The sequence below is a fragment of the Kineosporia sp. NBRC 101677 genome (assembly GCF_030269265.1).
Classification (GTDB): Bacteria; Actinomycetota; Actinomycetes; order Actinomycetales; family Kineosporiaceae; genus Kineosporia; species Kineosporia rhizophila.
Map to the genome: position 1 here is coordinate 87,332 of NZ_BSTA01000001.1, position 14,080 is coordinate 101,411.

Annotated in this window: 12 protein-coding genes; 4 read left to right on the plus strand and 8 right to left on the minus strand. The window is 70.7% G+C overall.

All coding sequences use genetic code 11. The features are described 5' to 3' along the window. Positions 1-103: 103 nt before the first annotated feature. The 8 genes from QSK18_RS00400 to QSK18_RS00435 form a co-directional block, all read right to left on the minus strand. On the minus strand, positions 104-1,357 hold the full coding sequence (locus QSK18_RS00400) for an ABC transporter permease (protein ID WP_232811390.1): 1,254 nt from the start codon (positions 1,355-1,357) through the stop codon (positions 104-106). Next, positions 1,354-2,493, minus strand: a complete 1,140-nt coding sequence (locus tag QSK18_RS00405) for an ABC transporter permease (RefSeq protein WP_232811389.1) — start codon at positions 2,491-2,493, stop codon at positions 1,354-1,356. The genes QSK18_RS00400 and QSK18_RS00405 overlap by 4 nt, the downstream gene beginning before the upstream one ends. Beyond that, on the minus strand, positions 2,490-4,052 hold the full coding sequence (locus QSK18_RS00410; protein ID WP_408623264.1) for an ABC transporter ATP-binding protein: 1,563 nt from the start codon (positions 4,050-4,052) through the stop codon (positions 2,490-2,492). The genes QSK18_RS00405 and QSK18_RS00410 overlap by 4 nt, the downstream gene beginning before the upstream one ends. Positions 4,053-4,143: 91 nt before the next feature. Then, complete coding sequence (locus QSK18_RS00415) at positions 4,144-5,217, minus strand: BMP family lipoprotein (protein WP_232811387.1); 1,074 nt, start codon at positions 5,215-5,217, stop codon at positions 4,144-4,146. A gap of 281 nt (positions 5,218-5,498) precedes the next feature. Further along, positions 5,499-6,677, minus strand: coding sequence for an amidohydrolase (locus QSK18_RS00420; protein ID WP_232811386.1), 1,179 nt, complete (start codon positions 6,675-6,677; stop codon positions 5,499-5,501). A gap of 63 nt (positions 6,678-6,740) precedes the next feature. Continuing rightward, positions 6,741-7,826 (minus strand): type III polyketide synthase, encoded by a 1,086-nt coding sequence (locus QSK18_RS00425; protein ID WP_232811385.1) that lies wholly within the window; start codon positions 7,824-7,826, stop codon positions 6,741-6,743. Further along, positions 7,823-8,551 (minus strand): methyltransferase domain-containing protein, encoded by a 729-nt coding sequence (locus QSK18_RS00430; RefSeq protein WP_285616257.1) that lies wholly within the window; start codon positions 8,549-8,551, stop codon positions 7,823-7,825. Before QSK18_RS00430 ends, QSK18_RS00425 begins: the two co-directional genes overlap by 4 nt. Before the next feature lie 76 nt (positions 8,552-8,627). Next, positions 8,628-9,755 (minus strand): mannose-1-phosphate guanylyltransferase, encoded by a 1,128-nt coding sequence (locus tag QSK18_RS00435; RefSeq protein ID WP_232811383.1) that lies wholly within the window; start codon positions 9,753-9,755, stop codon positions 8,628-8,630. A gap of 223 nt (positions 9,756-9,978) precedes the next feature. Between QSK18_RS00435 and QSK18_RS00440 the strand changes: the two genes are divergently transcribed. The 4 genes from QSK18_RS00440 to QSK18_RS00455 all read left to right on the plus strand — a co-directional run bounded on the left by QSK18_RS00440 (position 9,979) and on the right by QSK18_RS00455 (position 14,049). Next, a complete protein-coding gene (locus QSK18_RS00440) occupies positions 9,979-11,208 on the plus strand; it encodes a glycosyltransferase family 4 protein (protein ID WP_232811382.1) in 1,230 nt (409 codons plus the stop codon). A 114-nt stretch (positions 11,209-11,322) separates the two neighbouring features. Further along, positions 11,323-11,790: a hypothetical protein gene (locus QSK18_RS00445; protein WP_232811381.1), complete on the plus strand. Its 468-nt coding sequence runs from the start codon at positions 11,323-11,325 to the stop codon at positions 11,788-11,790. A gap of 118 nt (positions 11,791-11,908) precedes the next feature. Beyond that, on the plus strand, positions 11,909-13,198 hold the full coding sequence (locus QSK18_RS00450) for a D-alanyl-D-alanine carboxypeptidase family protein (RefSeq protein WP_285616258.1): 1,290 nt from the start codon (positions 11,909-11,911) through the stop codon (positions 13,196-13,198). A 5-nt stretch (positions 13,199-13,203) separates the two neighbouring features. After that, positions 13,204-14,049 carry a DUF72 domain-containing protein gene (locus tag QSK18_RS00455; protein ID WP_285616259.1) on the plus strand — a complete coding sequence of 282 codons (846 nt, stop codon included), beginning with the start codon at positions 13,204-13,206 and terminating at the stop codon, positions 14,047-14,049. The last annotated feature ends 31 nt before the right edge of the window (positions 14,050-14,080 follow it).

Here is a 14,080-nt window from a genome sequence, read left to right on the forward strand (position 1 = left end):
CTGCCCAGTCGATCTGCTCGGGGCCCGCGTCGCCCGCCACCCGGCCGGGGTACAGGTCCGGGTCCGCCTCGGCGGCAGCCTGCTGCTCCGGTGATGCCATGACTTACTTTCCTTCCGGCCGGTAGACCTCGCCTGAGGCCTTGGGCGGACGTAGGTGCTGGGCCGCCAGCGCCAGCACCAGCAGGGTGGTGACGTACGGCGTCATCGCGGTGATCGGGCCCGGGAGCTCGTCGGAGCTGAGGTACCACAGCAACGACAGCACGGCGAAGACCACGCCGACCCCGGCGGTGATCCACCGGCGCCGGTAGATGTTCAGCGCGGTGACCACGACCAGCAGGGCGAAGACCACCAGCAGCAGGGCGTGCACGGCGGCGGCGTTACGCAGCTGCATCGCGTCGGTGTAGCCGAACAGCCCGGCGCCCATCATCAGGCCACCCGGACGCCAGTTGCCGAAGATCATCGCGGCCAGGCCGATGTAGCCCCGGCCACCGGTCTGACCCTCGCGGTAGAGGTTCGAGGCCACGATCGCCAGGAAGCCACCGGCCAGGCCGGCCAGGCCGCCGGAGATCGCGACCGCGTAGTACTTGTACAGCCGCACCTTCACGCCCAGCGACTCGGCGGCGTGCGGGTCCTCGCCGACCGAGCGCAGCCGCAGGCCGAACGGGGTCTGCCAGAGGATCAGGTACGTGGCCAGCACCAGCAGCACCGCGACGATGGTCAGCAGCGAGACGTTGGTGAGCAGGCCCCGCAGGATGCCGGCGATGTCGGAGATCAGGAACCAGTGGTGTTCCTCGACCGGTTCCAGCAGGCCGGACAGACCGGGCACCGAGGGCTTGGGCAGCCCGGAGTTCGGCGGGGACTGCGACTCGCCGCCGCCGGGCGAGTCGGCCAGCAGTTCACCGGCCAGGTACTGGGTGGCGCCCAGCCCCAGGATGTTGATCGCCACACCGGAGACCACGTGGTCGACCCCGAAGGTGACGGTGGCCAGCGCGTGCACCAGACCGCCGAGCACACCGAAGGCGATCGCCATCAGCACCCCGGCCCAGGCCCCGTGCTGCCAGCCGATCCAGCCGGCCCCGAAGGAGCCGAGGATCATCATGCCCTCGAGACCGATGTTGACCACGCCGGCCCGCTCGGACCACAGCCCGCCCAGACCGGCCAGGCCGATCGGCACCGCCAGCATCACGGCCGCGTTGATCGTGCCCGCCGACGTGAGGTCGTCCGCGCCGGTGATCACCCGGATCAGGCTCAGCACGACCAGGCCCGCGAACGCGTACAGGGCCATCCGCCAGGGCTTGCTCAGCCCCAGCAGCGGGGCCTTCTTCTCCACCGAAGCTTCTTCCAGCGTGGTGCTCATGCCTGCGCTCCCTGCGGCTTGTTGCCGGTGCCCTCAGAGGACGGTTCACTCAGCCGGCGCCCGACCTCACGCTGCTGCGCGACGATCCGGTAGCGCCGCACCAGCTCGTAGGCGATGACCACGGACAGCACGATCACGCCCTGGGTGATCAGCACGATCTCCTTCGGCACGCCCTCCAGGTCGAGGATCTGCGAGGAGGTGTCGAGGAAGCCGAACAGCAGGGCGCCGATCGCCACGCCGATCGCGGTGTTGCGCCCCAGCAGGGCGATCGCGATCCCGGTGAAGCCGATGCCGGCCGGGAAGTCGAGCGAGTAGGTGTACGAGGCGCCGAGCAGCTGGGGCATGCCGACCAGACCGGCGATGCCGCCCGAGATCGCCATGCTGATCAGCACCATGCGCTTGACGTTGACCCCGCTGGCGACCGCGGCCTCCTCGTTGCGGCCGGTGGCGCGCAGGTCGAAACCGAAGCGGCTGCGCTCGATCACGAACCAGTAGAGGAAGCCGACCACCGCGGCCAGCACGATCAGGCCGTAGACCTGCAGCTTGGAGTCCGGCACGAGGCTGATGCCGGGCACCTGGCCGCTGGCCGGGATCGGCGGGGTGCCGATGTTGTTCGAGCCCTCCACCACCTCGGCCAGCTTGTCGCCGGTGAGCAGGTAGGCGATCAGCGCGGTGGTGATCGAGTTCAGCATGATCGTGGTGATCACCTCGCTGATCCCGCGGTACACCTTGAGCAGACCGGCGACGGCCGCCCACAGACCACCCACCAGCACGGCGACCAGCAGGATCAGCCCGACGTGGAGCACCGGCGGCAGGTTGACCGCGCCACCGACCGAGGCGGCCAGCAGGGCGGCCAGCCGGTACTGGCCGTCGACCCCGATGTTGAACAGGTTCATCCGGAAGCCGAAGGCGACGGCGAGCGCGGCGAAGTAGTAGGTGACCGCCGCGTTGATGATCAGCGTGGTGGTCCGCGGCTGCTGCGCGTACTCGATCATCTGGGTGAAGGTCTCGACCGGGTCGTTGCCCGCCGAGGCCAGCACGATCGAGGTGATCACCACCGAGAGGGCGATGGCCAGCACCGGGGCGGCCAGGGACAGCCCGATCCGGCGGGCGGTGTCGGCGTTCAAGGTGTTCACGCGGCCTCACCGGCACCCGTCATGGCGGAGCCGAGTTGTTCGGGGGTGACGGTCGAGGGGTCGACCTGGGCGACCAGTTCTCCGCGCAGGATCACCGTGAGGCTGTCGGACAGGCCGATCAGCTCGTCCAGGTCGGCACTGATCAGCAGCACCGCCAGACCCTCGGCCCGGGCGTTGCGCAGCAGGTCCCAGATCGCGGCCTGGGCACCGACGTCGACGCCGCGGGTGGGGTGCGCCGCGATCAGCAGCTTGGGGTTGCCGCTCATCTCGCGCCCGACGATCAGCTTCTGCTGGTTGCCGCCGGACAGCGAGGAGGCCAGGACGTCGATCGAGGGCGTACGGACGTCGTACTCGCCGACGATCCGTTCGGTGTCGGCTCGCGCTCCGGACCGGTTGACCAGCGGTCCGCTGGTGTTGGGGTGGCGGGTCTGGTGGCCCAGGATCCGGTTCTCCCAGAGCGGGGCCTCCAGGATCAGTCCGTGCCGGTGCCGGTCCTCGGGGATGTAGCCGATCCCGGCCTCGCGGCGGCGCCGGGTGGGCCAGCGGGTGATGTCCTCGGCGGCCAGGGTGATCGTGCCGCCGTCGACGGTGCGCATGCCCATGATCGACTCGACCAGCTCGGCCTGCCCGTTGCCCTCGACCCCGGCCAGACCCAGGACCTCGCCGGCGTGGATCGTGAGGGTCACGTCGCGCAGGAGGTGGCGCCCCTCGTCCAGGAGCTCGACGTTCTTCATCTCCAGCACCGCGCGGTCGGTGACCGTGGACTCGCTGGTCTGCGGAGAGGGAAGTTCGCTGCCGACCATCAGCTCGGCGAGCTGCCGGGAGCTGACCGTCTTCGGGTCGGCGGTGGCCACCGTGGTGCCGCGCCGGATGACGGTGATGTCGTCGGCGACCGAACGCACCTCGTCGAGCTTGTGCGAGATGAAGATGATCGACAGGCCCTGGCCCTTGAGCACCTGCAGGGCCTCGAAGAGCGCCTCGACCTCCTGCGGCACCAGCACGGCGGTGGGCTCGTCGAGCACCAGCACGCGGGCCCCGCGGTAGAGCACCTTGATGATCTCGACCCGCTGCCGGTCGCCCACGCCGAGGCGCTCGACCAGCACGTCCGGGTCGACCTGGAGGCCGTACTGCTCACCGATCTCGCGGATCTTCGCCCGGGCGGCCGCGCGGTTCAGGCCGAAGCCGCCCCAGCGCTTGGGCTCGGCACCGAGGACGATGTTCTCCAGCACGGTGAGGTTGTCGGCCAGCATGAAGTGCTGGTGCACCATGCCCACGCCGCGGGCGATCGCGTCGGACGGGCTGTGCAGGACGACCTGCTCGCCGTTCAGCGCGATCGTGCCCTCGTCCGGCTTGTGCATGCCGTACAGGGTCTTCATCAGCGTGGACTTGCCGGCGCCGTTCTCACCGACCACCGCGTGCACCGTGCCGGGCATGACCCGCAGGTTCACGTCGCGGTTGGCGACCACCCCGGGGAACCGCTTGGTGATCCCCGTGAGTTCGACCGCGGGGACACCGCCGGACTGCGACTCGGGCTTCAACGGCACACCTTCTTCACCCACTGCTGGACTTCCGTTTCCAGTTGAGACACCGGACCGCCGTTCCACCCGTCGGACGGGTGGAACGGCGGCCAGGTTAGTACCAGGGCAGAGGTTACGGCTTGGCCGAGACCTTGACGTCGCCGCTGATGATCTGCTCCTTGAGCTCGTCCGCCTTGGCGGTGAACGGCTCGATCGCGGCCTCGTTGGACACCGAGTAGGCCACGCCCTCGTCCGAGAGGTCGAACCGCTGCACGCCGGTGAGCACGCTGCCGTCGACCGAGGACTTCACGAAGTCGTAGACCGCGGTGTCGACCCGCTTGAGCATCGACGTGAGGATGACGTCCTTCACGTCGGCCTCGGCGGTGAGGTACTGGTCGGAGTCGACCCCGATGGCCCAGTTGCCCTCGCCGGCGGCCTTGACCGCCTTGAACACACCGCCACCGGAACCACCGGCAGCCGCGTAGATGACGTCCGCACCGGCGTCGAGCATGCCCTGGGCCGTGGTCTCACCCTTGTCGGGCGCGGCGAAACCGCTGAAGTCCGGCGGCTGGCTCAGGTACTTGACCTGGACCTCGATGTCCTTGTTCACGGCCGCGGCGCCCTGCTTGAAACCGGCCTCGAACTTCTGCAGCAGCGGGGTGTTCACGCCGCCGACGAAGCCGACGTTGCCCTTCTTCGAGGCCTCGGCGGCGATCGCGCCGACCAGGTAGGAGCCCTGCTCCTCGGCGAAGACCAGCGAGGTGACGTTCGGGACGTCCTTCAGGGTCTCGTCGTCGATGATCGCGAACTGGGTGTCCGGGAACTCCTCGGCGACCTTGGCCATCGAGGTGGCGTAGGCGAAGCCGACACCGATCACCGGGTTGAACCCACCGTCGGCGAGCAGGCGCAGGCGCTCCTCGCGGGCCGCGTCGGTCTCACCGTTGGTGGCCTCGAGCTCCTTGACCTCGACACCGAACTCGTCCTTGGCCTTGTCCAGGCCCGTCGCGGCCGAGTCGTTGAAGGACTGGTCACCCCGGCCACCCACGTCGTAGGCCAGACCCACCTTGACGTCGGACGTGGCGCCGCCGCCACCACCCGCGTCGGTGTCGGTGTCAGAGTCGCTGTCACCGCAGGCGGCGAGGGCGAAAGTCGCGGCCGCTGCCACCGCGACCAGTTTGGTCACCCGGCGCACAGGTGCCTCCTTCATGGGATCACTACTGGGTCGAACCGGGAGTTGCCGGGACATGACTGCCAGGACAACTGCGCCGGTCCCGGCCCTGTCGGGCCGGTGTCACGGCGACCATAGCCCCTCATCAGAGCGGTTTTACGACCGAGCACCGTTCGGTGGCCGGATCGTGACCACGGAAATCTGATCGTCATTGACCCGCGCGGCCGAAAGGATGACGGCCGCGGGCCGGAATCGGTCAGTCGGTGCTACACGTGAACAAACTGCCCAAGAGCGACACTTCGTTCATAGGTAGAGCACGATCAGACCGAGAACAGGTCCCGCACCGCAGCGCCGGCGAGGAACGTGGCCCCCACCCCGATCGCCCGCTCGTCCACGTCGAAGTCGGGCCGGTGCAGGTCGTAGGTGGGCCCGCCGGGCACCCGGGTGCCGAGCCGGACCATCGCGCCGGGCACCTTCTCGAGGATCCAGGCGAAGTCCTCCCCACCCAGGCTCTGCGGGGTGAGGACCAGTGCGTCCTCGCCGAGCTCGGCCTTCACCGCGGCCTCGGCGATGGCCACCGCCTCGGCGTCGTTCACCGTGGGCGGCACCCCGCGCTGGTAGCTGACCTCGGCCTTGACCCCGTAGGGCTGCACCACCTGCTGGATCGTGTCGGTGATGATCGAGCCGGCCACCGTCCAGACCGCACTGTCGAGGCAGCGGAACGTGCCCGCCACCTCGCCGCTGCTGGGGATCGCGTTCATCGCCACGCCCGCGCTGATCCGGCCCCAGACCATCGAGGCGCCGGCGCGCGGGTCGAGCCGCCGCGACAGCGCCGCCGGCACGCCGCGGACCACCTCGGCCAGGGCGAACACCACGTCCTGGGTGAGGTGCGGGCGTGAGGTGTGCCCGCCCTGCCCGGTCAGCTGGACGCTGATGTGGTCGGCGGCCGCGGTGATCGGGCCCACCCGGGAGCCGACGAAGCCCACGTCGGTGTGCGGGTCGCAGTGCAGTGCGTAGGCCCGGGTGACCTCGTCGAAGATCCCGTCGCCGAGCACCTTCAGCGCTCCGCCGGGCATCTTCTCCTCGGCCGGCTGGAACACCATGCGTACCCGGCCGGGCAGCGGCCGGCGCTCGTGCAGGTCGGCCAGCGCGAGCGCGGCGCCCAGCGCAGCCGTGGTGTGCACGTCGTGACCACAGGCGTGAGTGGCACCCTCGTTCACCGAGGCCCACGGACGTCCACAGGCATCTTTCATCGGCAATGCGTCGAGGTCGGCGCGCAGGGCGACCGTGCGACCCGGGCCACCGATGTCGCACCACAGCCCGGTGCCACCCGGGAGCCGTTGCGGGTCGAGCCCGGCCTTGGCGAGCCGGTCGAACACCAGCCCGGTGGTTCGCATCTCCTGGAAACCGAGCTCCGGATGCGTGTGGATGTCCCGGCGCACGTCGATGAGCTCTTCGGCATACGCCGCTACCAGGGGAGCGACTTCGGGAATGTTCACGATCCCGCGAGCATAGACCTGCACGGTGTGATTTCTTGCACCCGGACGGAGTACGGCAACTATTTAACGAGCCGTTCGCAGAAGTGCACTGCACAGGGTCAGCCCGGGCCCGAAAGCCATGGCCACCACCGGCTCCCCGGCCTGCAGCCGGCGTTGCTCGCGGATCCGGGCGAGCACCATCAGAACCGTCGCCGAAGAGCAGTTCCCGTACCGGTCGAGGATCTCCCGGCTGGCGGCGGCCTGGTCGTCGCTGAGCTTGAGCCGTTCGGCGACCACCTCCACGATCCGGCGGCCACCCGGGTGCACCGCCCAGCCGGCCACGTCGCCCACCGAGTAACCGAACGGCGTGATCAGCTCGGCGGTGGCCTCCTCGACCTGCCCGGCCAGCACGTCCGGCACCTTGGGCGAGAGCCCCATCCGGAACCCGTGGGCAGTTACGTCCCACGTCATCAGCTCTTCCGTGCCGGGCACGGTGGCCGCGGTGGTGTGCAGCAGTTCCAGCCCGGGAGCGTCGGGCTCGAGCACCACGGCGGCCGCGGCGTCGGCGAACAGCGCGTGCGAGACCACCGTCTGCAGGTCCGAGGGGTCGTTCGAGGGCTGACGGTGCAGGCTGGTCAGCTCCACGCAGAGCATCACCGCGGGCAGGCCCTGGGCGCGCACGAAGTCGGCGGCCGCGTTGAGGCCGGGAATCGCTGCGTAGCAACCCATGTGGCCAACGATCAGCCGGCGCACACCCGGATCCATCCCCAGGTCCTCGGCGATCTTGATGTCCAGCCCGGGGGTGGCGTAGCCGGTGCAGGAGACCACCACGAAGAGCCCGATCTCGTCCGCTGTCCGCCCGGCGTCGGCCAGGGCCGCCGTCACCGCCGCCCCGCCCAGCTTGCGGCCCTCGGTGACGTAGCGACGCATCCGGTCGCCGGTGCTCCAGCCGCTTACGTCGGTCTCGCGCGGGTCGACCACGGCGTGCCGGGTGGTGATGCCGGCCCGCAGGAAGATCTGCCGGGCCACCCGGTCACCGTTCAGCTGCCCGGCGAAGGCGTCTTCCCAGATCTCCTTCTGCGCAACCGGTTCCGGTACGGCCTGACCGTGCCCGGTGATCATCGCCCGGTGACCACCGACCAGAGGACGTCCGTCCTGGGTGCCGCTCACGCGGCGTCCTTGGTTGCGGTCGCCTGATAGACCATCGCCACCGACCCGGTCGGCCGCATCGTCACGTCGCTGCGCCGGCGGGCCAGCCAGGCCAGGTACTGGCCGATGTCCGGGCGCAGGCCGACCGGCGGGTGCATCCGCACGCCGTGCCGGGCCAGCAAATCTTTGAGGACGACCGGGGAGACCAGGAGCCTCGGGTCGTGGACGCCGGGTGGCGGGCCTCCGGGCAGTCGCTCGGCGATCCGCACCATCGCGATCCGGCACAGCCAGGTGTCGTTGAGGGTGTCGACGACGAGGGTGCCGCCCGGGGCCAGCACCCGGCTGATCTCGGCCACCGCCGAGGGCAGGTCGGGCAGGTGCTCGAGCACCTCGCCGGCCACCACGCAGGCGAACGACGAGTCGGCGAAGGGCAGCCGGAGGGCATCGGCGGCCGCCACCCCCACCCCGTGGGCGCGGGCCTGGTGCAGCGCCGGGCGCGACAGGTCCACCCCGACGTGGGCCCACCCGGACAGCGGCCCGGTGAGGTGCGGCTGCAGCAACCCGGCACCGCAGGCCACGTCGAGCAGCGGTGCCCCCGGCCGGGGCGGGGCCGGGATCAGCCCGGCCCGCGCCCGGGCCAGCCAGTGCAGCGCCGCGAACCTTCCGTGCGGAGGCCACCACTCGTCGGTGAGGTCGTCGTACTGAGCCGGGTCGTTCCGGACCCGCTGCCCCACGCGTGACGACATGCCGCTCCTAGGTGTCGATTACCGCATCACCTAGGAATTGACTCACGACAGACCCGATCGGGCATTACTAAATGCGTCAGCGGAGATCGTGCCGGCCCAGCTCGGTCAGTGTCTCGACCACCTTCTTGACGTCCTGGGCCCACTCCCGGGTGGTCACCAGCACCGCGGACGGGGTGTCGATGACCACCACGTCCTTCAGCCCGAGCACCGCCACCAGCCGCTCACCGGCCGGCACCGCGATCCCGGAGGAGTCCACGTCGAGCACCTGCGCGGCGTCGCCGACCACCTTCAGGGCCGCGTCGCCGGGCAGCAGGGCGGCCAGCGAGGCCCAGTCGCCGATGTCGTCCCAGCCCAGTGCGGCCGGCACCACGGCCACCCGGCCGGCCGCGGCGGCGGGCTCGGCGATCGCGTAGTCGATCGCCACCTTCTCGAGCTGCGGCCACAGCCGGTCGACCACCGTGTCGCGCTCGGGGGTGTCCCACGCCTCGGCGATCCGGATCACCCCGGCGTACAGCTCCGGGCGGTTGCGCTCCAGCTCGGCCAGCAGCACGTCGGCCCGGGCCACGAACATCCCGGCGTTCCAGCGGTACCCGCCCTCCTCGAGGTAACGGGTGGCGGTGTCGGCGTCGGGCTTCTCCACGAAGCACTCGACCTTGCACGCGGAGGGCGCCTCGGCCAGCCCGAGCGACTCCCCGACCTGGATGTAGCCGAACGCGGTGGAGGCGTGGTCGGGCTCGATGCCCAGGGTGACGATCCGCCCGTCGCGGGCCACCGCCACCGCCTCGGCCACCGCACCCTCGAACCCGGTGGAGTTACGGATCACGTGGTCGGCCGCGAACGAGCCGATCACCGCCTCCGGGTCGCGCTGCGCGATCACCGCGGTGGCCAGGCAGATGGCCGCTGCGGAGTCGCGCGGGGTGGGCTCGGTGAGCAGGTTGGCCGCCTGCAGACCGGGCAGCTGGCCGGTGACCGCCTCGGCGTGGGCGGTACCGGTGACCACGGTGATCCCGCCCGGACCGGCCAGCGGGACCAGCCGGTCCCAGGTCTGCTGCAGCAGGGTGCGGCCGGAGCCGGTGAGGTCCAGCAGGAACTTGGGCCTGGCCTGGCGGGAGAGCGGCCATAACCGGGTGCCGGCCCCGCCGGCGGGCACGATGGCATAGAACCCGGGCAGAGCGGCAGACGATTCACGCGCTTGGTCAGTCACCCGCCCAACCGTAGGGCCACGGCCTGCCTCTCTGTGACGAACTCGGCGGAACAGCACCCGATGAGCCCGACTTCACCCACCGGCCGTCACGGCCGGCGCCCGGGGATCGACGGTCCGCGACGACCGCTCGTCCCGAAGGTGAACACGCCTCGCCGGTAGCTGTTCACCTCGGCCACCTCGTCCGCTTCCCTGCCGATCACCCCGTCGGCCGAAGCTTTCGCTCATGCAGCGAGAGTCTGTGGTGACCTCGGCCGAGCTGAGCCTGTTGCCCTCGGCCGGATCGTCCTCCGTGGTCGTGCCTCCTTCTGCCGCAGTCGGTCCCGGAGCGGGGCGGCTGCGGGTCGCGATCGTCGCCGAGTCGTTCCTGCCCACCGGCAACGGCGTGACGAACAGCGTCTGCCGGGTGCTGGAGCACCTGGCCCGGCGCGGCCACGAGGCCGTCGTCATCTGCCCCGGCCCGGCTCCCGAGAGCTTCGCCGGGTTCCGGGTGGTCGGCGTGCCCTCGTTCAGCTACCGCCAGTTCCCGGTCGGCATGCCCAGCTCCAAGGTCCTGCGCACGCTCTCCGGGTTCCGGCCGGACATCGTCCACCTCGCTTCCCCCTTCGTCCTGGGCGCCGTCGGAGTGACCGCGGCCGGACAGCTGGGCGTACCGACGGTGGCCGTGTTCCAGACCGACGTCCCGGCCTTCGCCCAGCGCCACCACATGGGCGCGCTGGCCAGCACGGCCTGGCGCTGGGTACGCCGGATCCACTCCCAGGCGGATCTGACACTCGCCCCGTCCAGCTCGGCCCTGGAGGAACTGCGCGAGCACGCGGTGCCGCGGCTCGCCCTCTGGCAGCGCGGGGTCGACAGCGAGCGCTTCCATCCCGACCGTCGCGAGACCCCGGACGTGCAGGCGCTGCGGGCCCGGCTCGCCCCGAACGGCGAGGTGCTGGTCGGCTACGTCGGCCGGCTGGCCACCGAGAAGCGGGTCGACCGGCTGGTCGCGCTGGCCGGCCTGCCCAACGTGCGCCTGGTCGTCGCCGGCGACGGGCCGCACCGCAAGGTGCTCGAGCGCACTCTGAAGAACGCCACGTTCCTCGGCTGGCAGGACGGTGACGGTCTGGCCGACACCTTCGCCGCGCTGGACCTTTTCGTGCACACCGGCACCTCCGAGACCTTCGGGCAGACCCTGCAGGAGGCGATGGCCAGCGGCGTGCCGGTGGTCGCCCCGGCCGCCGGCGGACCGCTCGACCTGGTCACCCCGGGCACCAACGGCCTGCTGTACCGCCCGGAGGACGACGACGACCTGCGCCACTGCGTGCAGACCCTGGCCGACGACCCGGAACAGCGCCGCTGGATGGGCGCGGCCGGCCGGGTAGGGGTGCAGCGCAACACCTGGGAAATGCTCGGCGACGAGCTGCTCGGGCACTACCGCAGCGTGCTCGGCGCCGGGGTCGAGGTGGCTTCCTAGCCCGGATTTCTGTGCAAAAGCATTTAGAACGGACTTATCCGCCACTTGGCGTACCGGCCGGGCCCAGTTGTGAAGCTTGAACGGTCAAGCATGGCTTCACGAAAGGGTCTGCCGATGAATCTCCGGCGCAAGCTCTCCCTGCTCGCCTCGTCCGCCCTGCTGGTGCCGGTGGCGCTGGCCACCGGCGCCGCCGGTGCCTCAGCGGCCGGCGCGTCCGACGCGGCCGAGGCCTGCTCCAGCTACCCGCACCCGGCGACCGGCAACTTCCGCCCCTCGGCCAACCCCGTCAGCACGCCTGAGGTACGCGAGTTCTACCCCTGGAACTACCTGATGCCGGCCGAGGGCGTGTACGAGGTCTGCCTGGACGGTGCGGCCGGCACCAACTACGACATCGAACTCCTTTACTGGGACTCCACGGTCCGCGACTACGTGGTGGTCGCCGCCTCCCGCGGCGCGGGCTCGACCGAGCGGTTGTCGTACACCGCCGTCGGCGACAACCTCGCCCAGTTCCGGGTCCGCGTGGTGGCGGTAGAGGGCTACGGCGCCTACACCGTGGCGGTGCGGATGCCCCAGGACGGCTGAGCTCGGACAGGTCAGGTGTGACGGCGGGAATCCGGCCGTCACACCTGACCGTCTGGTCCCTGCAGCATTCAGGTTCAACCGTCGTCGGCCGGATTCCCCAGGTACGCTCGGTCTCACGATGTCCAGTTCCTACCGTTCCCGGCGCGCGTTCCGGTTCCTCGGCGCCGTGGCCGTGGTCACCGGTCTGACTCTGGGCACCGGCCTTCCGGCCGAGGCCGCCCCCGCGCCGAAGAAGAAGTTCGTGCCGCCCAAGGCCGTCTCCTGGGTCGGCGGCGAAGACCTGATCAGCACGAAGACCCTCACCGACCTGCCCGCCGGCGTGCCCGCCCCGCCCGCGCCCAAGGCCACCTCCTGGCTCGTCGCCGACCTGGACACCCGCGAGATCGTCGCCGCCCGCAACGTGCACGTGCCGCTCGCCCCGGCCTCCACCCTCAAGGTGTTCACCTCGCTGGCTCTGGCCCCCGAGCTCGACCGCGAGCAGGTCTACACCGGCACCTTCGAGGACGCGAACATCGACGGCACCCGGGTGGGCATCGTCGCGGGCTCCCGTTACACGGTCGACGACCTGCTGCACGGTCTGCTGATGAGCAGCGGCAACGACACCGCCCACGCCCTCGGCGAACTGGTCGGCGGCAATTCCGCCGCGGTCGGCCTGATGCGGGCCAAGGCGGTGGAGCTGGGCGCGTTCGACACGGTGATCCGCAACACCAGCGGCCTCGACGCCAAGGGCCAGGTGAGCAGCGCCTACGACCTGGCGCTGGCCGGTTCGGCCGCGCTCGACGACGAGCAACTGGCCAAGATCATGGTCACCCCCGCCTACGCGTTCCCGGCGCAGGGAAAGTCGCTGGGCGCCAAGCGCAAGCGTTACCAGACCCAGAACCACAACCGGCTGCTCGGCTACCTCCCGGGCGTCACCGGCATCAAGAACGGCTACACCAGCAAGGCCCTGGCCTCCAACGTGGCCAGTGCCACGTACAAGGGGCACTCGTACATCGCTGTGGTGATGCGGGCCGAGGGTGCGGTCTTCACCCCCACCGGCGAACTGCTGGAGTGGGCCTTCAAGTACGGGCAGAAGGCCCGGCCGGTGGGCACTCTGGTCAAGCCCGGTGAGCTGACCGCGATGACCGGCCCGGACGTTCCCGAGGTGACCGAACAGAACAACAGCCTGTCCGCCGCCGAGGCACCCCCGTCTCCTCAGCCGTCCTCAGTCGATGCTCTGGCCGGTGCCGCCCTGCCGGCCACGGCCACCGCCGACCCGCAGAACCCGGTGCTGAAGTTCTGGCCGGTGGCCGCGATCAGCCTGCTCCTGCTGGCGGTAGCGGCTTTCGGCCTACGGCCGGTTCTGGCGAACAGCCGGCGTACCCGCCGGATGCGCAACCGGCAGCGGCGTTCCCGGCACGGGTACTGAGGTCCGTGAGACTGCACGTCGGGTGCGCGATGTGGACGCACAAGGCCTGGGTCGGACGGGTCGCCCCCCGCACCGCCGACGCGCAGGAACGGCTGCGCCACTACGCGGGCTGGTGCAATGCCGTCGAGGGCAACACCACGTTCTATGCCACCCCGAGCCGGGCCACCGTCGAGTCGTGGGCGTCACAGACCCCCGAGCACTTCCGCTTCGCCGCCAAGCTGCCGCGCACCGTCACCCACGGCCGCCAGCTCAACGGCGCCGACCTGCGAACCTTCCTCCACGTGATCGAACCCCTGGGGCCCCGCCTGGACCCGCTCTGGGTGCAGCTCCCGGGCTCGTTCGCCCCGGCCGACCTGCCCTCACTCGAGAGACTGCTGAAAAGCCTTCCGCAGCAGCACCGTTGCGCGGTCGAGGTGCGGCACCCGCGGTTCTTCGACGATCCGGCCGAGGCCCGGCGCCTGGAGCAGGTCTGCGCCACCGTGGGCGCCGAATGGATCTCGTTCGACACCACCGTGTTCTTCGCCGAGCCGCCCACCAGTGATGCGGAACGCGAGGCCTGGGAACGCAAGCCCCGCCTGCCCCGCCGCTCGGTCGCACTGACCGAGCGGCCTACCGTTCGCTATCTCGGCCGTGACGACGAGCGCGCGACCGTGGCCGGCTGGCAGCCCTGGGTCGAGATCGTGGCCGGATGGCTGCGCGAGGGGCGCTCCCCCACCTTCTTCCTGCACACGCCCGACAACAACGACGCCCCCACGCTGGCCCGGCGCTTCCACGAAGAGGTGCGCACCCTCGTCCCCGGTCTGGAACCGTTGCCGGAGCCGGAGCCGACCGAACCCGCCACGCTCTTCTGAGTTTCCGGGCCGGTACCCGTCCGGCCCACCG